Origin of the sequence: Nocardia xishanensis NBRC 101358 (genome assembly GCF_001613365.1) — a bacterium.
GTDB lineage: Bacteria > Actinomycetota > Actinomycetes > Mycobacteriales > Mycobacteriaceae > Nocardia > Nocardia xishanensis.
Genome location: NZ_BDCF01000034.1, coordinates 59,009 through 80,457, shown reverse-complemented (window position 1 = coordinate 80,457; position 21,449 = coordinate 59,009). Strand labels below are relative to the sequence as shown.

The following is a 21,449-nucleotide window of genomic DNA, read 5'->3' as shown; positions in this document are numbered from 1 at the left end:
CGCCGCGGCCGGTGGTGCTGGCGATGAGCTTCAGCGCGCTGGATCCGAGCATCGCGCCGCCAGGCGAGCATCAGCTGTCGCTGTGGGCGCAGTGGCATCCCTATCGGCTGGCCGACGGCAGCGACTGGGCCGCGCACGCCGAACGCGAGGGCGACCGGATCGTCGCCGAAGTCGATTCCTACGCAGCGGGTTTCGCGTCGAGTGTGCGGCGGCGGTTCGTGCAGACGCCGGTCGACCTGGAGCGGGAGATGGGGTTGCGCGGCGGCAACGTCATGCACGTCGAGATGTCGCTGGACCAGATGATGCTGTGGCGGCCGCTGCCCGAGCTCTCGGGTCAGCGGGTGCCCGGTGCGCCCGGCCTGTATCTGACGGGCGCGTCCACCCATCCCGGCGGCGGCGTCTCCGGCGCGAGCGGGCGCACCGCGGCGCGGCTCGTCCTCCGCGACGCCAAGCGCAGGCGTTTTCCCTTCCCGCGCGGACGATGACGGCCTCGAGGATGCGGGAACGCCGGACGAGCGCGCGGCGGGCGTGGTCGCGGGTGCGGTCGGTGCGCCACCCTGTTCCCGCGCTGCTCGCGGTCCTGCTCGTGATCGCTCAGATCGGCTATCCGCTCACCGACGGCACGGCGCGCGACCGGATCACCGTGGTGATCGTGCTGCTCTCCGCGGGCACGGCGCTCGCGCACGCCGCCGCGAACCGGGGCATTCGGTACGCGATGGGCTTCCTGGTGATCGTCTCCGGCGTCGGCCTGCTCGCGGAGATGCTCGGGGTGGCGACCGGAATCCCGTTCGGCTGCTACGAATACGCCGAGGGCCGGATCGGGCCCGCGCTCGCGGGCGTGCCGCTGCTGGTGCCGCTGGCCTGGACCGGCGGGATGTATCCGGTGTGGATCGTGGCGGGCATCGTCACCCGGCGGACCCCGGTGCGCGTAGTATTGACCACGATCGGCGCGGTGGGCTGGGACCTCTACCTCGATCCGCAGATGGTCGCCGACGGCCAATGGACCTGGTGCGACACCGATTCCGGGCTGCCCGGCCTCGCGGACATCCCGCGCACCAATTACCTCGGCTGGTGCTGTGTCGGCCTGCTGATGGCGCTGTTGCTCGCGGTCTGGGATCACGCCGCCCCCGCGCCGGCCCAGCCGCGTTCCGCCGCATCCCTCACCGTCCCCGTCGCGGTGTTCCTCTGGACCTGGCTTGGTTCCCTCGTCGCCCACGCCGTCTTCCTCGATCTGCCGTCCTCGGCGTGGTACGGCGCGCTCGGGATGAGTCCGCTCGGGGTACCGCTGCTGATCCACCTGGCCCGGCATCGATCCCGCCGCGAGCAGTAGCGGCGGGATTCGCCGGAGCGAGTCAGGCGAGTGCGGCGAGCAAACGGCGGGTGCGCGCGGTCATCGCCTCGGCGGTCTCGCCCGGGTTGCGCAACCACCAGCCGACCAGTGCCGTGACGGTGCCCATCCACACGGCCGCGAACGCGGACAGATCGTCGGGATCGGTGAGCCCGCGACCGGCGAGGAACGCGGCGACACCGCGATTGGCCTGCTCGGCGATGCGCCGCCGGGCGGCGCGGGCCGCGTCGGCGGCGGGCCCGTCGTCCGGATGCGAACGGTCGAAGACGACGTGCCAATCGTGCGGGCGCGGCTCGAGCGCGCCGAAGATACCCGCCAGCGTGCGTTCGGCCAGTTCCAGCGTCGCGGGTCCCTCGTCGGCCGCGTCGATCGCGTCGCCCAGCGTGGTCGCCGCCCGGCGAACGCACGCCACGTACAGTCCGTCCTTGGTGTCGAAGTAGGCGTACACCAGCGGCTTGGAAACCCCGGCCTTCGCGGCAACCACCGCGGGCGACAGGCCCGCGTAGCCGACCCTGCCGATCTCGGCGGCCGCGACATCGAGGATCTGCGCCTCACGCTCGGCGCGTGGCACTCCCTTGGTTCCAGCGGCTCCCGCCACGCCTGTTCCCACCTTCCCCGAGCGCTGTCCACGCCCAATCGCCGACAAAAATTTACCAAAAAGTCAATTGGCGCGCCCCTGCTCGGCGGCGAGCGGTCTGACGCGGGGCGAGCACGGTATATAGGACGGACCGCGCTACGGCGGCGTGCCGGACGGTGGCGCGTCTCGTCGTGTCGCGGCTGCCGCGTGGCGATTCGGGCGTTCGGCCTGGCACGATGTGAGCCGTGCAACCGAGTCCCGCCATCCCGATGCCCGATGTCCCGGATCGACCGACGCCGCGCGCACCACGCACCCAGGTACGGGTAGCCGCTGCGGTGCTGCTGGCAGCCCTGTTGGCACCGGTGCTCGCCGGGTGCCTGCGGGTGCAGGTGTCGATGGGCGTGTCGTCCAACGACCGGGTGTCGGGACGGATCGTCGCCGCGGTGGTGCCCGCGGGTCCCGACGACAAGGGTCCGCAGCTCAAAGCGCCCGAGTCGCTGGCGGCGAAGGTGCGCGTCGAGCCGTACAGCCAGGACGGATACGTCGGCAGCAAGGTGTTCTTCGAGGATCTGTCCTTCGGCGAGGTACAGCAGCTCGGCCTGCTGTCCGAGCAGACGCAGGGCATGTTCCAGCTCCAGTTCCAGCGCACCGGCGACCTGGTCAGCCTGAACGGGCGCGTCGACCTGAAATCGGTTCCGCCGCACGGCTCCGACGTGCAGTTCACCATCGCGTTCCCGGCCAGGGTGGCCAAGACCAACGGCAACCGCGAAGGCGATTCCACCGTCTCGTGGAAGCTGCCGCCCGGGGATGTGTCCACGGTGCGCGCCGAGGTGAGCTACTCGGACCCGAACACCCGCTCCTTCGCGGGCTGGGCGGGCATTGTCGGCGGCATCACCCTCGCGGTCGCGGCCATCGTCGCCGCCATGGCGTACATGGACCGCAACCCCGCCGCGCCCGAGGTGCCCGAGCACCAGTTCTCGTGGCGGCGCTGGTGGCAGTCGGTCAAGCAGTTGCGCTGAGCGGGCGAGTCGGCGCGGCCGTCGCGCTCACGGGATGCGGAATCGCGGCGGTCAACCGGTTCTCGATGCCGCGGCTGGACGCGGAAGCCGCGGCGGCCGAACCGGTCACGGTCTGCGTGCCCGCCCGCGACGAGGCCGAGCGGCTGCCCGCGCTGATCGCCGACCTGCGCGCCCAGACCGGGGTACCGGACCTGCGGGTGCTGATCCTCGACGACGGCTCCACCGACGGCACGGCGCGCGCCGCGCGGGAAGCGATCGCGGGCGATCCCCGTTTCGAGGTGATCCGATCCGAAGCGGAACCGCCGCCGGGCTGGACCGGCAAGGCCGCGGCGTGCGCCCGCTTGGCCGAGCTCGCCGACGCACCGATCCTGGTCTTCCTCGACGCCGATGTACGGCTTGCCCCGCGAGCCGTCGCGGCGGCGGCGCGCGCCCTCCGGAATCGGCACGCGGCCTTGGTTTCCCCGTGGCCCGCCCAGCGGGCCGAGACCGTCGCCGAGGCGCTGGTGCAGCCGCTGCTCTGCTGGTCATGGGCGTCGACGTTGCCGATCGTGCTCGGCAATCGCGGCCTGCGACCCTCGACGGCCGTCGCCTGCGGCCAGTTTCTCGCCTTCGACGCCGCCGCCTACCGCGCGATAGGCGGGCACGCCGCGGTGGCGGGCAGCCCCACCGAGGATCTCGACATCGCGCGCGTCTTGCGCCGTGCGGGTCGCACCACCCATGTCGTCGCCGCCGGATCGCTGGCCAGTACCCGGATGTATCGCGGCGCGGACGAGGTCGACGCCGGCTACACCCGCTGGCTCTGGTCCGCGTACGGCGGCTCCGGCTACGCCGCCGGAGCCGTGGGAACCGTGCTGGCCCTTGGCTATTGGATTCCCCCGCTGGCCGCTCTGTTCGGCCGCGGAGCTACCCGCCGGGCCGGCGCCATCGGCTACGCCGCCGCCGTCACCGGCCGCCTGCTGGCCCGTTCGCTCGAATCCGGCGGGCCGCTGCGCCTTTCCGACGTGTGCGCGGCGGCGTCGCACCCCTTCTCCATCGCCGCGTACCAGCGCCTCGTCTGGCGATCGCACCGCGCCCGTCGCCGGGGGACGCTGCGCTGGAAGGGCCGCACGCTGATCGACGCCGGCTGAACAGACGACACCGGCCCGATCCGAGGACCGAGCCGGTGCGCGACGAACGTCGGTGTGTGGTGAACCGACGCCGCTGAGCTTTACGGCGCCGAGGTGATGCCGACCGTCGGCAGGAAGAAGCAGGTGCGGTTGCCGTTGTCGACGCTGCCGAAAACGGCGGCGAGGACGGTGCCCCTACCTGTGTCGACGGGCACCGCGCGGATACCACCCACGGGGAGTGCGGCGAAGAAGAAGTCCTGGATGGCACGTTCTGCCTGCTGGCGCAGCTCGGCGGGGACCGCGGCGGGCACCATGGCCCGGAAGATGTCGGCGAGCGGGCCCATTGGGGTGATGCCGCCGCGTCCGTTGCTCACGTTCAGCCAGGCCACCTGCAAGCCCGCGGTGTTCCGGCTCTCCGAGCCGAGGCCGTAGGGCACGAAGGTGAACATGGTCTGACCTGACCGCACCGCCGTCAGGTCGAGGCCCGGGATGGTGACGTTGGTCTTGGGCCACGGTCCCGGCATCGCGCCCGCGACAGCGGGCACCAGCCCCAAAGTGCTTCCGTCGCCGCAGAACGCCGCGGCGGTCGGAAAAAGGAACGGCTCCATGCCGAAGCCGCGCAGCGCCTCGACAGTGGATTGGTAGGCGCCCAGCAGATCGCCCGGCGCGGCGGCTTGCTGTATGCCAGGCAGGTCGGCCGCGGGCGCTGGCGCCGCGACGGCGGGGGCGCAGAAACCGAAGGCCAGTGCGACCGATCCGGTCGCGGCGGCGGTGAGAGTGGTGAAGCGACGCAACAAAGTCACAGCGGTGCTCCTCATCGTCGACACGGTGAGGACACGGTACTCCGGCAAACTCGCTCAGCAGCTGTTTTACGAATCGGCAATTTTTCGGCGCGTCGGCTTGCGCCCGTGCGCCGGGTCGAGAAGCGCTTCCCGGTTTCCGGGTTCGAGCCCTGTCGACCGCGCAATGATCACACTCCGCGATGACCCGCGAAAGGGCTGTGCTCACCCTGATTTCTAACCTTGTCCGGTTCCGGCCTCCCTCCGCATGATGATTCGGCTCGACCCCCGCTGCACCCGGAGCGGACCAGGGTCCGCAAAACCATCCAGAGCGACCGAGAGACCTGGCTCGCCGACGTCGCAGCAACCCCCCGGCCATCGGGTGCGGGTGCTTCCGCCAGGAACGATGGAGGACCGAATGATCTGCCCCCGCAGTGGCGCCCGCCGGACGCGACACCCCGGTACGACCCGCCGTCCCACCCCGGCCAGCTGTCCGCGCTGACGCGCCAGACCTTGCACCCGTCGCTGGCCGGGTGACGACCCGACCAGCGCCAGGCGCGATCGTCCGAGATCCTCCGAAGGGCCCGAACATGAGTGCGTCTCTCGCACCCGACGCCGCCGCGGCATCCGACGCCGAACCACCCGGCTCCGCGCGAACACCCGGCGACGGCACCGCGCAGCGCGACACCACCGCGCAGCACAACACCACAGCACAGCGCGACGGCAACGCGCAGCGCGATGGCACAGCGCAGCGCGATGGCACAGCGCAGCGCGATGGCACAGCGCAGCGCGACATCGCAGTACAGCGCAGCGGCAGCGCGCAGCACAACAGCAACGCGCAGCGCAACACCGCCGTACAGCTCGACAGCACCGGACAGCGCGACGTCAGCGAGAACTTCGACGCCGCAACACAACTCGATGACGCACAGCTCGACGACGGCGTGGCCAGCGCTACCACGACACCCGCCACCGCGGCGACAACCGATACGTCCGGGCCGACCGGTGACACTGTCGCGCAACTCGGCATCGATTCCGACCCGCTCGCTCCGACGGTCGCGCGCACCCGCCACCCGTGGCGCTGGGTGGTCAGCGCGGCCGCCTTGGTCCTGCTCGCCCAGTTCGTGCACGGTCTGGTCACCAATCCCGGATGGGACTGGCCGACATTCGCGAAATACTTCACCGCGCGGTCGGTGCTGACCGCGCTGCGGGTGACCCTGGAACTGACCCTGTGGGGCACCGCGCTCGGCTTCCTGATCGGCACCCTGCTCGCCGTGGCGCGGCTGTCGAACAATCCGGTGCTGCGGGTGATCTCGTGGGCCTACATCTGGGCGTTCCGCTCGATACCGATGATCGTGCAGCTGCTGTTCTGGTTCAACATCGCCTACCTGTATCAGACTCTCTCGCTCGGCATCCCGTTCGGACCCTCGTTCCTCACCTTCGAAGTCAACGGCGTGATCAGCGGATTCACCGCCGCGGTGATCGGTCTCGCGCTGCACCAGGCCGCGTACTCGGCCGAGATCATCCGCGCCGGGCTCATCTCGGTCGATCCCGGCCAGCTGGAAGCGGCGGCGGCGCTGGGTATTCCGCGCTGGCGGCAGTTCCGCACCATCGTGGCGCCGCAGGCCATGCGCTCGATCCTGCCGAACGCCACCAACGAGGTGATCAGCCTGTTCAAGGGCACCTCGATCGTCTCGGTGATGGCGATCGCGGAGCTGTTCTATCAGGTCCAGGTGATCTACGGCCGCAACGGGCGCGTGGTGCCGCTGCTGATGGTCGCCACGGTCTGGTACATCGTGCTGACCACGATTCTCACGGTGGCGCAGTACTACATCGAGCGCCACTACGCCAAGGGCGCGCAACGCACCCCGCCGCCGACGCCGTTGCAGAAGCTGCGTCAGCGGATCGGCGAGCTCGCCGAATTCGGGCCCGCCGCGCCGCGGGGAGCGACCCGATGACCGCGCAGGAGACGCCCGCCCTGCTGGTCAGCGGTGTGCGAAAGTCATTCGGGCGCAACAAGATCCTGCACGGCATCGACCTGACCGTGCGAGCGGGCGAGGTGGTGGCCGTCATCGGCCCGTCCGGATCGGGCAAGTCGACCCTGCTGCGGGTGCTGAACCACCTGGAACCGGTCGACGCGGGCACCGTGCACATCGACGGCGAGCTGATCGGTTATCGCCTGCGGCGCAACGTCTTGCATCCGCTCTCCGACCGCGACGTCCGCAAGCAGCGCGCCCGCATCGGTTTCGTCTTCCAGCAGTTCAACCTCTTCCCGCATCTCACGGCGCTGGAGAACGTCACCATCGCGCCGCTCACCGCCCAGCGCAGGGACCGCGCCGAGGTCGAGCGCGAGGCGAAGGCGCTGCTCGAGCGGGTCGGCATCGGCGAACTGGCCGACGCCTATCCGCGCAGGCTGTCCGGCGGGCAGCAGCAGCGGGTGGCGATCGCCAGGGCGCTGGCCGTGCGGCCGAGGGTGATCCTGTTCGACGAGCCGACCTCGGCGCTGGATCCGGAGCTGGTGGGTGAGGTGCTCGACGTCATCCGCGATCTGGCCGACGACGGCACCGCGCTGGTGATCGTCACGCACGAAATCGGTTTCGCCCGCGAGGTCGCCGACACGGTGGTGTTCCTCGACGCGGGCGTGATCGTCGAAAAGGGCCCGCCCGCCGAGGTCCTGGACGACCCCAGACATCCGCGCACCCGCGCATTTCTGTCCCGAGTCCGTTGAGCGCCACGCGCTCGGTCCGATCAGCGCTTCCGCGCTCGATCCGGCGAGCGCCCCGATGCTCCCACCCACGAACAGGTTCCCGATGAAGCTCTCCGCCATGGTCGGCGCACTAGCGGCGGCCGCACTGCTGGTCACCGCGTGCGGCACCGATCCCGACGAAGACCTCCAGGTCTCCTCCGACGGCACGGTCGCCTTCGATCTGTCGCCGCAACAGTCAGGGCGCGTCCGCGCGGACAAGGTCGACGCCATCGCCGCCGAGGTCCCCCAGGCCATCCGGGACCGCGGCACCCTGGTGGTGACCGGCGCGTCGGGCACCGCGCCGCCGCTGCGCTTCTACGCCACCGACGACAAGACTGTGGTCGGCTCCGAGGTCGACTTCGCCTCGCTCGTCGCCGACATCCTGGGGCTGAAACTGGTCGCGGGCGTGGCCGATTGGTCGCAGAACTTCGTGCGCGTCGATTCGGGCGAGGTGGACGCGTTCATCTCGAACGTGACCGTCACCGAGGAGCGCAAGGAGAAGTACGACTTCGCCACCTACCGCAACGACAACGTCGCGCTGGAAGTGCCCGCGCAGAGCGATCTGCGGTACCAGGACCGTAAGAGCCTGGCGGGCAAGCGCATCGGTGTCGGCACCGGAACCAACCAGGAACAGCTGCTGGTGAAGTGGAACGAGCAGAATCGAGCCGAGGGACTGCCCGCGATCGAGATCACTTACTACGACAAAACGAGCGACTACTACCTGGCGCTCGCCTCACAGCGGCTCGATGGCTACCTCGGCCCGAATCCGACGGCGATCTACCACGCGCGGACGGCGAACCAGACCAAGATCGTGGCGACGTTCTCCGGCGCGGGCGAGGCGCTGCAGGGCGAGATCGGCGTACTGACCAAGAAGAACAACGGGCTGATCGGCCCGGTGCAGAAGGCGCTGCGCCACGCCATCGAGTCCGGGCTCTACCAGCGGGTCATCGATCGCTGGGGCTTGCAGACCGAGGCCATCACCGAGTCGCGGATCAATCCGCCCGGCCTGCCGAAGCAGCGGTGACCCGATGCCGTACGGAGTATCGACGATCCGCAGGGCGCACTGGATCGCCCAGGACGACCCGCTGGCCGCGCCGCTGCTCGCCGAACTGGCGCTCGAGTACAGCAACCGCTACGGACGCACCCCCGGCGAGGTGCACTCCGATCTTCGCGGATATCCGGCCGCGCACTTCGCCCCGCCGGAGGGCGGCCTGCTCGTGGTGACCCAGGACGGAGAACCGGTGGCGGGCGGCGCTTTCCAGCAGTTCGACCCGACCACCGCGGAACTCAAACGGATCTGGACCGCCCGCGAGCACCGCAGGCAGGGCCTCGGCCGGTTCGTGCTGGAGCGGTTGGAGACCGAGATCGCCGATCGGGGCTACCGGCGCGTCTACCTGACCACCGGACCGCGCCAGCCCGAAGCCGTCGGCCTGTACCTGGCGGCCGGGTACACCGCGCTCTACGACTCCGCGCTGTCCCCGGAGGAGATCGGGCCGCACCCCTTCGAGAAGTTCCTCGACCACGGCGCATGGGAGGCGACGGCATGAAGTTCCTGTTGTTCACGCTGGTGACGCGGGTGCCGGATCCGCGGACGGGCGTGCTGCCCGACACCAGGGAGCGATTGCGATCCGTGGTCGAACAGGCCAGGCTCGCCGAGGATCTCGGCTACGACGGTTTCGCCGTCGGTGAGCGCCACGAGGACCCGTTCCTGTCCGCGGCGCCGCCGGTGATCCTGTCCCACATAGCGGCCGTCACCTCGCGCATCACGCTGTTCACCGCGGTGACGACGCTGAGCCTGCTCGATCCGGTGCGGGCCTTCGAGGACTACTCGACGCTGGACAACCTCGCGGGCGGCCGCCTCGAACTGATCATCGGCAAGGGCAACGGCGCGGCGCAGGCTCAGCTGTTCCACGTCACCACGGACGATCAGTGGGAGCGCAATCGCGAAGGCTACGAGCTGTTCCGGCAGCTGTGGGCCTCCGACAGCGTCACCTGGCCGGGTCGGTTCCGTCCGCCGCTGGAGAACGCCAAGGCGCTACCGCGACCGCTGCAGCCGCGCATCAGGATCTGGCACGGCAGCGCGACCAGTCGCGATTCGGTGGAACTCGCCGCGCGCCACGGTGATCCGCTGTTCTCGGCCAATGTCACCAACCCGATAGAGCCCTACGCCGAGCTGGTCGGCCACTACCGGGAGCGGTGGGAGCACTACGGTCACGACCCGGCCGAGGCGCTGGTCGGGGCGGGCACCGCGGGCTTCCACGTGGCGCGCACCTCGCAGCAGGCGCTGGACGCCTACCGTCCGATCTTCGAGGCGCGGCTGGCGCTGAGCCGAAAGCTCCGTCTGCCCATCGTGTTCGAGACCTTCGATGATTTCGTCGCCCGCAGTTCCGCGCTGATCGGGAGTCCGGAACAGGTCATCGACAAGGTCGGCCGCCAGCACGAGCGATTCGGTCACGAGGTGATCCACCTGTCCGCCGAGCGCGACGGGCGCACCGTGGCCGAGCACCGCGACAGCCTCGAACTCTTCCAGTCCGAGGTGGCGCCAGAGCTGCGCCGCCGAATTCCAAGCAGGCCGTTGGCCACCGACACCTCAAGTAGCGAACTCATTGGAGTGACACCGTGATCCGAATCCGCCATCGAATTCTCGCGCTGGTCGGCGCGCTCGCCACGACGAGCGCCATGGCCGCATGCGGCAGCGATTCGAGTGCGCCGGGGGGCGACGCGGGTCCGCCTCGGCCGGGCGGCACGCTGCGCTACGGGCTGTCCCAGCCGCCGACCTGCTCGGATCCGGCGCAGTCCGGCACCAACCAGACCATCTACGTCGCGCGGCAGATCGTCGATTCGCTCACCGATCAGGATCCGCGGACGGGCGAGATCAAACCCTGGCTGGCGCGCAGCTGGGAGATCAGCCCGGACGCGAAGGTGTTCACCTTCCACCTCGCCGACGGCGTCACCTTCAGCGACGGCACACCGCTCACCGCGGAATCGGTGCGCAACACCTTCGATTCGGTGCTGCGGCTGGGCGGGGCGAAGGCGCCGCTCGGCGCCAGCTATCTCACCAACTACGTGGGCACCACCGCCGTGGACCGGCTCACCGCGCGCGTCGAGTTCAGCCAGCCCAATGCCCAGTTCCTGCAAGCCTCGTCGACCGTGCAGCTCGGCATCCTCGCCGACGCGACGACGGCCGAGCCCGCCGACCAGCGTTGCGTCGGCGACAACATCGGCAGCGGGCCGTTCACCTACGCGGGCTGGCGGCAGGATCAGTCGGCGACGCTGGCCAAGCGGGCCGGATACGGCTGGGGCTCCGCTGTGTTCGCGCACCAGGGCGAGGCCTACCTGGACCGCATCGAGTTCACGGTGGTGCCCGAATCCGGCGTGCGCACCGGCAGTCTCGTCTCCGGTCAGCTCGACGCGATCAGCGACGCGCTGCCGCAGGACGTGCCCCAGCTGGAGGCGGCGGGCGCGCGCCTGCTCAGCACGGCCAATCCCGGTGTGCCGTTCGGCTTTCAGCCCAACGTGACTCGCGGTCCGCTGCGCGATCCGGCGGTGCGCCAGGCGCTGCTGCCCGCCATCGACCGAAAGCAGTTGGTGGACACTGTGCTCGGCCCGCAGTTCAAGCCTGCCACCGGTCCGCTGGCCAGCGCCACGCCCGGCTACCAGGACCTCTCCGCGCGGGTGGGCTACGACCCGGCCAAGGCGAAGAGCATCCTGGATCAGGCGGGCTGGACGCCGGGCGGCGACGGCATCCGCGCGAAGAACGGTGAGCGCCTGTCCTTCTCGGTGCTGTTCAGCCAGGCGTTCGCGGGCAACCAGGCCATCCTGGAACTGGTGCAGCAGCAGCTGCGGCAGGTCGGCGTGGAACTGAAGCTCGACCTGGTGTCAGGACCGGAGAACACCGCGCGACAGAACGCCAAGGATTTCGACGCCACCTACTACAACTCCACCCGCGCCGACGGCGACATCCTGCGCACGACTTTCAGTGTGGACGGCCGCAACTTCAATGCACGCGAGAGCATTCCCGCGCTGGACGACGTACTGCGCAGCCAGCTCAGCACCGCCGATCCCGCCGCGCGCGCCGCGCTCATCCGCACCGCGCAGGAGCAGGTGCTCGAGGCCGGGCTGTGGATCCCGACCATCGAACTCTCCCAGGCGATCGGCGCCGCCGGGCACGCCAGGGACCTGAAGTTCGAGGCCTCGGCGCGGTTGCAGTTCTTCGACACCTGGCTGAGCGGACACTGACATGGCACGCTATCTGGCGCTGCGCGTCTTTCAGGCGATCTGGGTGCTGTGGGCCGCGTTCAGCATCTCGTTCGTGGTGCTCTACCTGCTGCCCGCCGACCCGGTCTCCCTCGCGGCCGACGGCGGCGGCGCGGGAACGCCGGTCGACAAGGCCGCGATCGCGGAGCTCCAGGCCCGCTACGGGCTGGACCGGCCGCTGTGGGACCAGTACCTGACCGCGCTCGGCAACGCGGTCCGCGGTGACTTCGGACTGTCCATGACGACCGGAAGGCCGGTGACCGAGGCGATCTGGGACGCCGTGCCCTCGACCCTCGGATTGGCTTCCCTCGCCTTGCTTTTCGCCACCGCCGGCGGTGTGGCGCTGGCCTTCGCCGCGACTTACACGCGCAAGCCGTGGCTGCGCGACCTGCTCGCCGCGCTACCGCCGCTCGGCGTCTCGGTGCCGACGTTCTGGACCGGACTGCTGCTGCTCCAGGTCTTCTCCTTCCGCTGGCACCTGGCGCCCGCGTTCGGCGGACATGGCCTGCGCGGCACCGTGCTGCCCGCGCTCACCCTGGCCATCCCGATCGGCGCGGTGATCGCGCAGGTGCTCACGGCCGGGCTGGAGAGCACATGGCGGCAGCCGTTCACCGAAGTGGCGCTGGCCAAGGGCGCTTCACGCTGGTGGGTGCAGCGCAGGCACGTGGCCCGGCTGGCCAGCGTGCCCGCGTTCACCATCGCCGGCGTGCTGGTGGGCAACCTGCTGGCAGGCTCGGTCGTGGTGGAGACGGTGTTCGCGCGCACCGGCGTCGGCAGGCTCACCCAGATCTCCGTGCTGGCCCAGGACATTCCGGTGGTGCAGGGCATCGTGCTGCTCACCTCCCTGGTGTTCGTGGTCGTGAATCTGGCGGTCGACCTGCTGTATCCGCTGCTCGATCCGCGGATCGCGGTGCGCGGCGGGCGTTCCGTCGACGAGGCGACCGAGGCCGAGGACATCGCGGAGGAGGTGCTCGTCCGTGTCTGACCCCAACGCCGCGGATCGAGAAGGGAGTACCCGTGGTTGACGTAGCCGACAAGACCCGCCGGATCGCGCTGCCCGGCGTGCGCGGACCCGCGCCGAGTCTGCGCGCGCTCCGCCGCAACGCGGGCCTGATCGTCTCGGCGGCGGTGACACTGCTCGCGCTCGGCTGGGCGCTGGCGCCGTCGCTGTTCGCCGGCGGAGACCCGCTCACCGGGGTACCCGCCGAGAAGTTCCAGCCGCCGAGCGCTCGGCACTGGTTCGGCACGGACAACCTCGGGCGCGATCTGTACACGAGAATGGTGCACGGGGCGGGGCTCTCGCTCACCGCCACGCTGTCCGCCGTCGCGCTGGCCGTGGTGGCCGGTGCGCTGCTCGGGCTGCTGGCCGGGGCGATCGGCGGCGTCGTCGACGCGGTCGCCATGCGCGTGGTGGACGTGCTGCTCTCCATCCCGGCGCTGCTGCTCTCGCTGGCGCTGGTCACCGCGCTCGGCTTCGGAACCCGCAATGTCGCCGTCGCCGTGGGCGTTTCGCTGATCGCCAATTTCGCGCGGGTGATGCGCTCCGAGGTGCTGCGGGTGCGGCGCGCGGTGTACGTCGAGGCGGCGCACGCCTCGGGGGTGCGCTGGTACGCGGTGCTCGCCAGGCACGTCCTGCCCAACTCCTACCAACCTGTGCTCGCGCTGGCGGCGGTCGAGTTCGGCATGGCGGTGCTCTCGGTCTCGGCGCTCAGCTTCCTCGGCTACGGCGCCGAACCGCCGACGCCCGAATGGGGCTCGCTCATCTCCGAGGGCCGCAACTACCTCGCCACCGCGTGGTGGCTCACCACCCTCCCGGGTCTGGTGATCATCGGCGTCGTGTTGGCCGCCCAGCGACTCGGCCGCGCCGCAGGAAGGACCGATCAGCCGTGAGCAACCCGGACACCGCCCACACCGACCCGGAACCGGCCGAAGACAGCGCCGTCGCGCCGCCTGACGCAACCCGCTCGGAATCCCGCTCCGCGCAGCCAGGCGACGCCGAATCTCGATCGCGAGGCGATGATGGGTCACCGCCCGGCGGCAGCGAGATCGAGGCCACAGCCGTGACTCGTGCCACGCAATTCGCCCGACACGAGTCGACCAAGCGACCGGCGGACGGCCCGATCCCGTCGCGCACGAAGAACGACACCGCGCGTCCGGATCGGCGCGGAGACGCGGGGCGCGCGGAAGACACTCTGCTGCAAGTGGATCAACTGCGCGTCGACTATCGCTCCTCCGCCGGTCCGGTCACGGCCCTCGCGGGCGCCTCGCTGCGCGTCGCTCGCGGCGAAGTGGTCGCGCTGGTCGGCGAGTCCGGTTCCGGGAAGTCGACGCTGGCGCACGCCGTGATCGGGTTGCTCGGAACGACCGCCGAGATCGGCTCGGGGACCGTCACTTTCGACGGCGAACGGGTCGACACTCGTTCGGAACGAGCCCTGCGCAGGCTGCGCGGCGCGCGGATCGGGTTCGTGCCGCAAGACCCGGGGCTCTCGCTGAATCCCGTACGCCGGGTGGGCGATCAGGTGGCCGAGGCGCTGCTCGTGCATCGGCGCGTCGATCGCCGCGGGGCGCAAGGCCGAGTGCTGGAGTTGCTCACCGAGGTCGGACTGGATCGCCCGCAGCTACGGGCCGAGCAGTACCCGCACGAACTCTCGGGTGGGCAACGCCAGCGGGTGCTGATCGCCATCGCCCTGGCCTGCGGTCCCGAGCTGATCATCGCCGACGAGCCGACCAGCGCGCTGGACGCCACCGTGGCGCGGCGGGTGCTGGACCGGCTCGCCGAGCGCACCGCCGCGCGCGGCACGGCGGTGCTGCTCATCACCCACGACCTGGCGATGGCCGCCGAACGCGCCGACCGGCTGGTGGTCCTCAACGGCGGCGAGGTCGTCGAGTCCGGCCCGACGGCGGAGATCCTCGCGGCGCCGCGGCATCCGTACACCAAACGGCTGCTGAGCTCCGCGCCGAGCCTCGCCCCCGGCCCGGCGCGTCCCGAACGGCCGCGCACCGGGGAACCGCTGCTCGTGCTGCGGGAGGTGCGCAAACGCTTCCGCGCCCGCTCCGGTGAGGCCATCACGGCCGTCGACGGCGTCGGCTTCGAGCTCGGCCGCGGCGAAACCCTCTCCCTGGTCGGCGAATCCGGCTCCGGCAAGTCGACCACCGCGCGGATCGCGCTGCGGCTCACCGACGCCGACCATGGCAGCGTCGTCTTCGACGGCGAAGATCTCACCGCCGCCCGCCGAGGCAAGCTGCGCACGCTGCGGCGCCGGTTCCAGGTGGTCTACCAGAACCCGTACTCCTCGCTGGATCCCCGCTGGCGCGTCGGCGCGGTCATCGAAGAACCGTTGCGCGCGTATGGGATCGGCGACCGCGCCGAACGCCGCGACCGGGTGCGGGAACTGCTCGGACAGGTCGCGCTGCCGGAGCGTTTCGCCGAACGCCGCCCGGCGGAACTGTCCGGCGGCCAGCGCCAGCGGGTGGCCATCGCGCGGGCGCTGGCGCTGCACCCCGACCTGCTGGTGCTGGACGAGCCGGTCTCCGCGCTGGACGCCTCGGTGCAGGCGCAGATCCTCGAACTGCTCGACCGCTTGCAAGCCGAACTAGGCCTGAGCTACCTGTTCATCTCGCATGATCTGGCCGTAGTGCGGCGGATCAGCGACCACGTGGCCGTCATGCGCCGCGGCCGGATCGTCGAAACCGGCCGCACCGCACAGATCTTCGAGAATCCGCGGCACGACTACACCAGGGAATTGCTCTCCGCGATCCCCTCCCCCGCACGAGGAGCCGCCTGATGGATTTCGCAACGGAAAGGACCGCATGATGCCGGATTCGGATTTCTTCCTCGCGGTGGAACTCACCGGGACCGGGGCGCACCCGGCGTCGTGGCGACGCCAGGACTCGCGCGCCGAGAACCTGTTCACCGCCGGTTACTGGGTCGACGCGATCACCGCCGCCGAGAACGCCGGGGCTGACGCCGTTTTCCTGCCCGATTCCTTCGGGTTGCAGCCCGGCGGCGCCGAGATCGCCAAGGGCAGGCTGGACGCGGTCGCCATCGCGGCCCGTGCCGCGGCCGTCACGCGGCGTATCGGCCTGGTGCCGCAGGCGCCGGTCACCCACACCGAGCCGTTCCACCTGTCCAAGGCGATCGCCAGCCTCGATTTCGCCACCCTCGGGCGCGCGGGCTGGGAGGTCACCGTGTCCGAAGGCGCCGAGCAGGCGAAGGCGTTCGGCCGCAAAGGCGCTCAGGACCAGGCGGCGCTGTGGCACGAGGCGGACGAGGCCGTCGAGGTGGTCACCCGGCTCTGGGATTCCTGGGAGGACGACGCGGAGATCCGCGACCTGCCGACCGGGCGCTTCATCGACCGGGACAAGCTGCACTACATCGACTACGCGGGCGACAACTTCTCCGTGAAGGGGCCGTCGATCACGCCGCGCTCACCGCAGGGACAGCCGATCGTCGCGGTCCGCGCCGATGAGGGGCCTGGCATCCAGGTCGCGGTGCGCCGCGCCGACCTGATCCGCATCGCCCCATCGGATCTCGACGCCGCGCACGCCAGACGCGCCGCGCTGCGCAGCGCCCTGCTCGGCGCCGAACGCGACCCGGACGCCGTGCGCGTGCTGATCGACATCGACATCCACCTCGCCGACACAGTGGAGCGCGCGCACGAGGAGCTGGCCGAGCTGGACCGCTGGGCGGCCACGACGCCGCTGTCCGGTGCGTGCGGCGCGCCGCAGGTCGGCACCAGGACCACCGGCACGCCGCTGCGCCACGTCGGCACCGGCGACTCGCTGACCGAACTGCTCGCCGCCGTGGCCGATTCGGGCGCGGCCGACGGTGTCGTGCTACGTCCGCTCGCGGTGCACGCCACCCTCGGCAGGCTGCCCGCCGTGCCGCCCGCACCCGCCACCACCCTGCGCGCGCGGCTGGATCTGCCGCGTCCGGCGAGCCGCTACGCCACGATTCAGGAAGGGACACCGTCATGAGTTCCGCCAAGCCGCGCAAGACCGTTCATCTGGCCGCGCACTTCCCCGGGGTGAACAACACCACGGTCTGGAGCGATCCGGCATCCAAGAGCCAGATCGACTTCGAGTCCTTCGTCCACCTGGTCCGCACCGCCGAGCGCGGCCTGTTCGACTTCTTCTTCCTCGCCGAGGGCCTGCGGCTGCGCGAACACCTCGGGCGCATCCACGATCTGGACGTGGTGGGCAGGCCGGACACCTTCACGGTGCTCAACGCGCTGGCCGGGGTCACCGAGAAGCTCGGCCTCGCGGGCACCATCAATTCCACCTACAACGAGCCGTTCGAGCTGGCCAAGCAGTTCGCGTCGCTGGACCACCTCTCCGGCGGCCGGGCGGCGTGGAACGTCGTCACCTCCTCCGACGCGTTCACCGGCGAGAACTTCCGCCGCGGCGGCTATCTGGAGCACGCCGATCGGTACCGCCGCGCGGCCGAGACGGTCGAGGTGGCGCGCGCCCTGTGGGACAGCTGGCCCGCCGACACGCTGGTGGTCGATCGCGAGGCGGGCGTGTTCGCCAAGGAGATTCCCGAAACCCGCCATCGCGGAGCGCAATTCCACATCGCCGGGCGCCACGTGCTGCCGCCGAGCCCGCAGGGCCACCCGGTGTTGTTGCAGGCGGGCGATTCCGACGACGGCCGCGAATTCGGCGCCGCCACCGCCGACGCGATTTTCACCGGGCACGGAACGCTGGAGGCGGGACGCACGTTCTACGCCGATATGAAGGGCCGCCTCGCCAAATACGGTCGCAGGCACGACGAGCTGAAGATCCTGCCCGCTGCCACCTTCGTGCTCGGTGACACCACGGCCGAGGCGGAGGACCGGGCCAGGCACATCCGCCGCCAGCAGGTGGGGCCGCAGACCGCCATCGCGTTCCTCGAACAGGTTTGGGGCCGTGACCTTTCCGGCTACGACCCGGACGGTCCGCTGCCCGATGTCGACCCGTCCGGCGACGTGAACATCACCAGGGGCCGGGTGCGCCACGCGAAAGACCCGCGCGCGGTCGCCGAGGCCTGGCGCGCCAAGGCCGAGGCCGAGAAGCTCAGCATCCGTGAGCTGATCATCGAGGTCACCGCGCGCCAGCAGTTCGTCGGCACGCCCGCCGACGTGGCCGAACGCATCGACGAATACGTGCAGACCGACGCCGCCGACGGTTTCATCCTCGTTCCTCACCTGACGCCCGGCGGCCTCGACGAGTTCGTCGACCGCGTCGTCCCGGAACTCCAGGAGCGCGGCAGCTTCCGCACCGAGTACACCGGCGACACCCTGCGCGACCACCTCGGCCTGCGTCATCCACACCACCGCACAACCGTCCACGAAGGAGCCAGAGCGTCATGACCGCGACCACCGCAACGAGTTTCGACACCGAGTGGGCCGCCTGGCACGCCGCGCGTGAGGACCAGCTGCGCGACCGCCTCGGCTTTCTCAGCCTGACCGGGCTGCACTGGCTCACCGATCAGCCCGAGCGGCTGCCCGACGTGCCCGGCACCTGGTGGGTCACCGACAACAAGGTGTTCATCACCGCGCAACCGGCCGACCGCCTCAGCTTCGACGGCACCGGCATCGCGGGCGTGCAGATCGTCATCCCCGCCGAAGGAGCGCCGGGTCTGGAGGTTCGCCACGAGCAGCGCGTGCTCGAAGTGATCCGGCGCACCGGCCGTTACGCCGTGCGGATCCACGACCCCGCCGCACCGACGCTGGCCGCGTTCGCGGGCATCCCCGCCTACGAACCGGACCCGCGCTGGATCGTTTCCGGCCGCTTCGAAGCGTTCGCCGAGCCGCGGACCATCGTCACGGCGGCCGTGGTCGACGGGCTCGAGCACCACCACACCGCCTCCGGCACCATCGAATTCACCCTCGGCGCGGTCACCGAACGCGTCGTCGCGTTCCAGGCCGTTGACGGGCTGCGCATCCTGTTCACCGACGCCACCAGCGGCGTCACCACGTATCCCGCGGCCAGGTCGCTGAGCATCGCCGCGCCGGACGCCGACGGTTCGGTGCTGCTCGACTTCAACCGGGCGGCCAACCTGCCCTGCGCCTTCACCGATTTCGCCACCTGCCCGGTGGCGCCCGAGCAGAACCGGCTGCGGGTGGCCATCGAGGCGGGCGAACAGCACCCACGGCTCGCGAGGGGGCAGGCGTGACGGTCCCGCTCTCCATCCTCGACCTCTCGCCCATCAGCGCCGGATCGACCGCCCAGCAGGCGCTGCGCAACACCGTCGACCTGGCCCAGCACGCCGAACAGTGGGGCTACCACCGGTATTGGCTGGCCGAACACCACTTCGTCGCGGTGGCCAGTTCCAGCTCGATCACCCTGATCGGACTGGTCGCGGCCAACACCTCCAGGATCCGGGTGGGCTCGGCGGCGGTGCAGGTCGGCCACCACACCTCGGCCTCGATCGTGGAGGCGTTCGGCACCATCGACGCGCTGTACCCCGGCAGACTCGACCTAGGGCTCGGGCGTTCCGGCCACCGGCGGGCCCAATTCGGCGCCGAACCGGAGCATCCGAAGGGCGGGAAGCCGGTGGTCGACACCGCCACCGGACGCACCGAGATCCGCGACGGCGTGGTGGTCCCGCCGCCCTTCGATCCCGGCCGCATCACCGACCGTTCCCGTTTCGTGGCCTCGCTGCGCGCACTGCAACAGCCCGGCGCGCAAGCGCCGGACTTCGCTGACCAGATCGCCGAGGTGCGCGCCCTGCTCGCGGGCACCTACGTCAGCGAGGACGGCATTCCGCTGCACGCGGTCCCCGGCGAGAACGCGCAGGTGCAGCTGTGGCTGTTCGGCAGCTCCGGCGGCGAGAGCGCCGAACTGGCGGGCAGGCTCGGACTGCCGTTCGCGGCGGCCTATCACGTCGCGCCGGGCACCGCGCTGGACGCCGTCGCCGCCTACCGCGCGGCGTTCCGCCCGTCCCAGTACCTGTCCGAACCGTACGTGGTGGTTTCGGCCGACGTGGTGGTCGGCGCCGACGACGCGAGGGCCAGTGAGCTCGCCTCCGGCTACGGGCACTGGGTCTACAGCATCCGCAGCGGCTCGGGCGCGGCCGAATTCCTCGCGCCGGACGCCGCGGGCCCGCTGACACCCGACCAGCGGCGGCTGGTGGACGACCGGCTGGCCACCCAGTTCGTCGGGTCGCCGAGCAGGGTGGTGGAGCGGCTCGCCGCCTTGCAGCGGGTCACGGGCGCGAACGAGTTGCTGATCACCAGCGTCGCCCACGACCACGCCGACCGGCTCGAATCGCATCGGCTGCTGGCCGAGGCGTGGGGGCCGGGAGCGGCGCGCGCCGCCTGATATGCGAATGCCCCGCCGGTCGACCGGCGGGGCATTGCCACTGTGTCACCTGGCGCGCGGGGTCAAGCGCTCATCGGCGCCGCGGTGACCCCGTAACCGAGGTTGGTCAGCACCTCGCTGGTCGCCTTCGCGAAATTCAGGGTGATGAAGTGCAGGCAGGGTGCGCCCTCGTCGATCAGCCGCTGCGCCATCTCGGTGGCGATCTCGATGCCCACCTCGCGCACCGCGGCGCGGTCCTCCTCATGGCCGTCGCCCGCCGCCTTGCGCAGCCGCGCGAGCACCGCGTCGGGCAGCGGACGGCCGCACAGTTCCTCGGCGCGCGCCACGGTGCGCAGCGAGGTGATCGGCATAAGCTCCGGGATGATCGGCTTGGCGCCCTCGATCGGATCGAGTGCCGCGACCCGGTCGCGCAGGCGCAGGTAGTGCTCGACCTCGAAGAACATCTGGGTGATCGAATACTCCGCTCCCGCACGCAGTTTCGCGGCAAGGAAGGCGGTGTCGGAGTCCAGGTCGGGCGAGCGGTGATGACCCTGCGGGAAGGAGGCGACGCCGACGTGGAAATCGCCGAGATCGCGAACGATGCGGACCAGTTCCTCGGCGTACTCCACGCCCTCCGGGTGCTTGTGCCACTCGCCGAGCGGATCGCCGGGCGGGTCGCCGCGCAGTACCAGAATGTTGCGGATGCCGGAATCGGCGTACGCGCCGACCAGCGAGCGCAGCTCGGCCACGCTGTGGCCGACGGCGGTCAGGTGCGCCACCGGCAGCAGGGTGGTCTCCTCGGCCAGCTCACCGGTCACGCGCACGGTGCGGTCCTTGGTGGAACCGCCCGCGCCGTACGTCATCGAGACGAACGCCGGATGCATGCGCTCGAACTCGCGCACCGCCCGCCAGAGCCTGGCCTCGCCCGCGGCATCGCGCGGCGGGTTGAACTCCACGGAGAACGGGACGTTCCGGCCCGAATGGACCCGCAAGCTCTGTACAACCGATGGCGTTCCGGAGACGATCGGTGGCGTCGGGGACGGGCGCCCTGGGGTCGAACGTCCCCGCACGGAATCGAAAGTCACCGGTTCAGTGTAGTGGGACGCCTGTCCTGACATGCGCGCTCGCTCCAGGTCCGGCGGATATCCGCGCGCGAAACGTCCTATGTCCGGCCACCCCATGAGTGGTTTTCACCAGGCGGAGGTTGGTCGCCGACGGGATGGGATGACCGCGTATTCTCTGATACGGCACCACTATCGCTGCGGCCGGACCGGACGTGCGCCGCGATCGCGCCGACCCGGGCGGCGGTGACACACGCTCGCTCACAGACCACTCGTCGC

General features: G+C 70.7%; 20 protein-coding genes and 1 riboswitch. Of the genes, 17 read left to right on the top strand and 3 right to left on the bottom strand.

The window, feature by feature from the left end:
• Both NX1_RS24125 and NX1_RS24120 read left to right on the top strand, forming a co-directional pair.
• Nucleotides 1-485, top strand: a 485-nt coding sequence (locus NX1_RS24125) for a phytoene desaturase family protein (RefSeq protein WP_169812275.1), incomplete at its 5' end; no start/stop codon positions are given.
• A gap of 62 nt (nt 486-547) precedes the next feature.
• Nucleotides 548-1,330, top strand: coding sequence for a carotenoid biosynthesis protein (locus tag NX1_RS24120; protein ID WP_068063643.1), 783 nt, complete (start codon nt 548-550; stop codon nt 1,328-1,330).
• Nucleotides 1,331-1,352: 22 nt separating this feature from the next.
• Here NX1_RS24120 and NX1_RS24115 read toward each other — a convergent pair whose 3' ends face one another.
• On the bottom strand, nt 1,353-1,946 hold the full coding sequence (locus NX1_RS24115) for a TetR/AcrR family transcriptional regulator (RefSeq protein WP_068063605.1): 594 nt from the start codon (nt 1,944-1,946) through the stop codon (nt 1,353-1,355).
• Nucleotides 1,947-2,194: 248 nt separating this feature from the next.
• On the opposite strand from NX1_RS24115, the gene NX1_RS24110 reads away from it, so the two are divergent.
• Nucleotides 2,195-2,944 carry an LppM family (lipo)protein gene (locus NX1_RS24110; RefSeq protein WP_084501708.1) on the top strand — a complete coding sequence of 250 codons (750 nt, stop codon included), beginning with the start codon at nt 2,195-2,197 and terminating at the stop codon, nt 2,942-2,944.
• Nucleotides 2,945-3,009: 65 nt separating this feature from the next.
• Nucleotides 3,010-4,071, top strand: coding sequence for a glycosyltransferase family 2 protein (locus tag NX1_RS24105; protein ID WP_174555515.1), 1,062 nt, complete (start codon nt 3,010-3,012; stop codon nt 4,069-4,071).
• 80 nt (nt 4,072-4,151) lie between these two features.
• On the opposite strand, the gene NX1_RS24100 is transcribed toward NX1_RS24105, so the two are convergent.
• The gene (locus tag NX1_RS24100) at nt 4,152-4,853 is read right to left on the bottom strand and encodes a hypothetical protein (RefSeq protein WP_245668652.1); all 702 of its coding nucleotides are present in this window, start codon (nt 4,851-4,853) and stop codon (nt 4,152-4,154) included.
• A 295-nt stretch (nt 4,854-5,148) separates the two neighbouring features.
• Nucleotides 5,149-5,242: riboswitch (SAM riboswitch) on the top strand.
• Between the two features lie 612 nt (nt 5,243-5,854).
• Here NX1_RS24100 and NX1_RS24095 point away from each other — a divergent pair.
• From NX1_RS24095 to NX1_RS24035, 13 genes are all read left to right on the top strand, one after another.
• Nucleotides 5,855-6,784 (top strand): amino acid ABC transporter permease, encoded by a 930-nt coding sequence (locus tag NX1_RS24095; RefSeq protein WP_068063638.1) that lies wholly within the window; start codon nt 5,855-5,857, stop codon nt 6,782-6,784.
• Entirely contained in the window at nt 6,781-7,554 is a 774-nt protein-coding gene (locus NX1_RS24090; RefSeq protein WP_068063597.1) for an amino acid ABC transporter ATP-binding protein, read from the top strand. Before NX1_RS24095 ends, NX1_RS24090 begins: the two co-directional genes overlap by 4 nt.
• Before the next feature lie 82 nt (nt 7,555-7,636).
• Complete coding sequence (locus tag NX1_RS24085; protein ID WP_068063634.1) at nt 7,637-8,596, top strand: ABC transporter substrate-binding protein; 960 nt, start codon at nt 7,637-7,639, stop codon at nt 8,594-8,596.
• A 4-nt stretch (nt 8,597-8,600) separates the two neighbouring features.
• Nucleotides 8,601-9,119: a GNAT family N-acetyltransferase gene (locus tag NX1_RS24080; protein ID WP_068063595.1), complete on the top strand. Its 519-nt coding sequence runs from the start codon at nt 8,601-8,603 to the stop codon at nt 9,117-9,119.
• Nucleotides 9,116-10,195 carry an LLM class flavin-dependent oxidoreductase gene (locus NX1_RS24075; RefSeq protein ID WP_068063633.1) on the top strand — a complete coding sequence of 360 codons (1,080 nt, stop codon included), beginning with the start codon at nt 9,116-9,118 and terminating at the stop codon, nt 10,193-10,195. The genes NX1_RS24080 and NX1_RS24075 overlap by 4 nt, the downstream gene beginning before the upstream one ends.
• Before the next feature lie 56 nt (nt 10,196-10,251).
• Nucleotides 10,252-11,811 carry an ABC transporter substrate-binding protein gene (locus tag NX1_RS24070; protein ID WP_084501713.1) on the top strand — a complete coding sequence of 520 codons (1,560 nt, stop codon included), beginning with the start codon at nt 10,252-10,254 and terminating at the stop codon, nt 11,809-11,811.
• A gap of 1 nt (nt 11,812) precedes the next feature.
• Entirely contained in the window at nt 11,813-12,814 is a 1,002-nt protein-coding gene (locus NX1_RS24065) for an ABC transporter permease (protein ID WP_068063591.1), read from the top strand.
• A 62-nt stretch (nt 12,815-12,876) separates the two neighbouring features.
• Nucleotides 12,877-13,719, top strand: a complete 843-nt coding sequence (locus NX1_RS24060) for an ABC transporter permease (RefSeq protein WP_068063632.1) — start codon at nt 12,877-12,879, stop codon at nt 13,717-13,719.
• Between the two features lie 302 nt (nt 13,720-14,021).
• Nucleotides 14,022-15,614 carry a dipeptide ABC transporter ATP-binding protein gene (locus tag NX1_RS24055; protein ID WP_068063630.1) on the top strand — a complete coding sequence of 531 codons (1,593 nt, stop codon included), beginning with the start codon at nt 14,022-14,024 and terminating at the stop codon, nt 15,612-15,614.
• Between the two features lie 28 nt (nt 15,615-15,642).
• A complete protein-coding gene (locus tag NX1_RS24050; protein ID WP_068063628.1) occupies nt 15,643-16,806 on the top strand; it encodes an LLM class flavin-dependent oxidoreductase in 1,164 nt (387 codons plus the stop codon).
• Nucleotides 16,803-18,176 carry an NtaA/DmoA family FMN-dependent monooxygenase gene (locus NX1_RS24045; RefSeq protein ID WP_068063589.1) on the top strand — a complete coding sequence of 458 codons (1,374 nt, stop codon included), beginning with the start codon at nt 16,803-16,805 and terminating at the stop codon, nt 18,174-18,176. The genes NX1_RS24050 and NX1_RS24045 overlap by 4 nt, the downstream gene beginning before the upstream one ends.
• On the top strand, nt 18,173-18,982 hold the full coding sequence (locus NX1_RS24040; protein WP_068063587.1) for a DUF1684 domain-containing protein: 810 nt from the start codon (nt 18,173-18,175) through the stop codon (nt 18,980-18,982). The genes NX1_RS24045 and NX1_RS24040 overlap by 4 nt, the downstream gene beginning before the upstream one ends.
• Nucleotides 18,979-20,130, top strand: coding sequence for an LLM class flavin-dependent oxidoreductase (locus tag NX1_RS24035; RefSeq protein ID WP_068063585.1), 1,152 nt, complete (start codon nt 18,979-18,981; stop codon nt 20,128-20,130). The genes NX1_RS24040 and NX1_RS24035 overlap by 4 nt, the downstream gene beginning before the upstream one ends.
• Nucleotides 20,131-20,192: 62 nt before the next feature.
• On the opposite strand, the gene NX1_RS24030 is transcribed toward NX1_RS24035, so the two are convergent.
• Nucleotides 20,193-21,194 (bottom strand): methylenetetrahydrofolate reductase, encoded by a 1,002-nt coding sequence (locus tag NX1_RS24030; RefSeq protein WP_084501711.1) that lies wholly within the window; start codon nt 21,192-21,194, stop codon nt 20,193-20,195.
• Between the last annotated feature and the right edge of the window lie 255 nt (nt 21,195-21,449).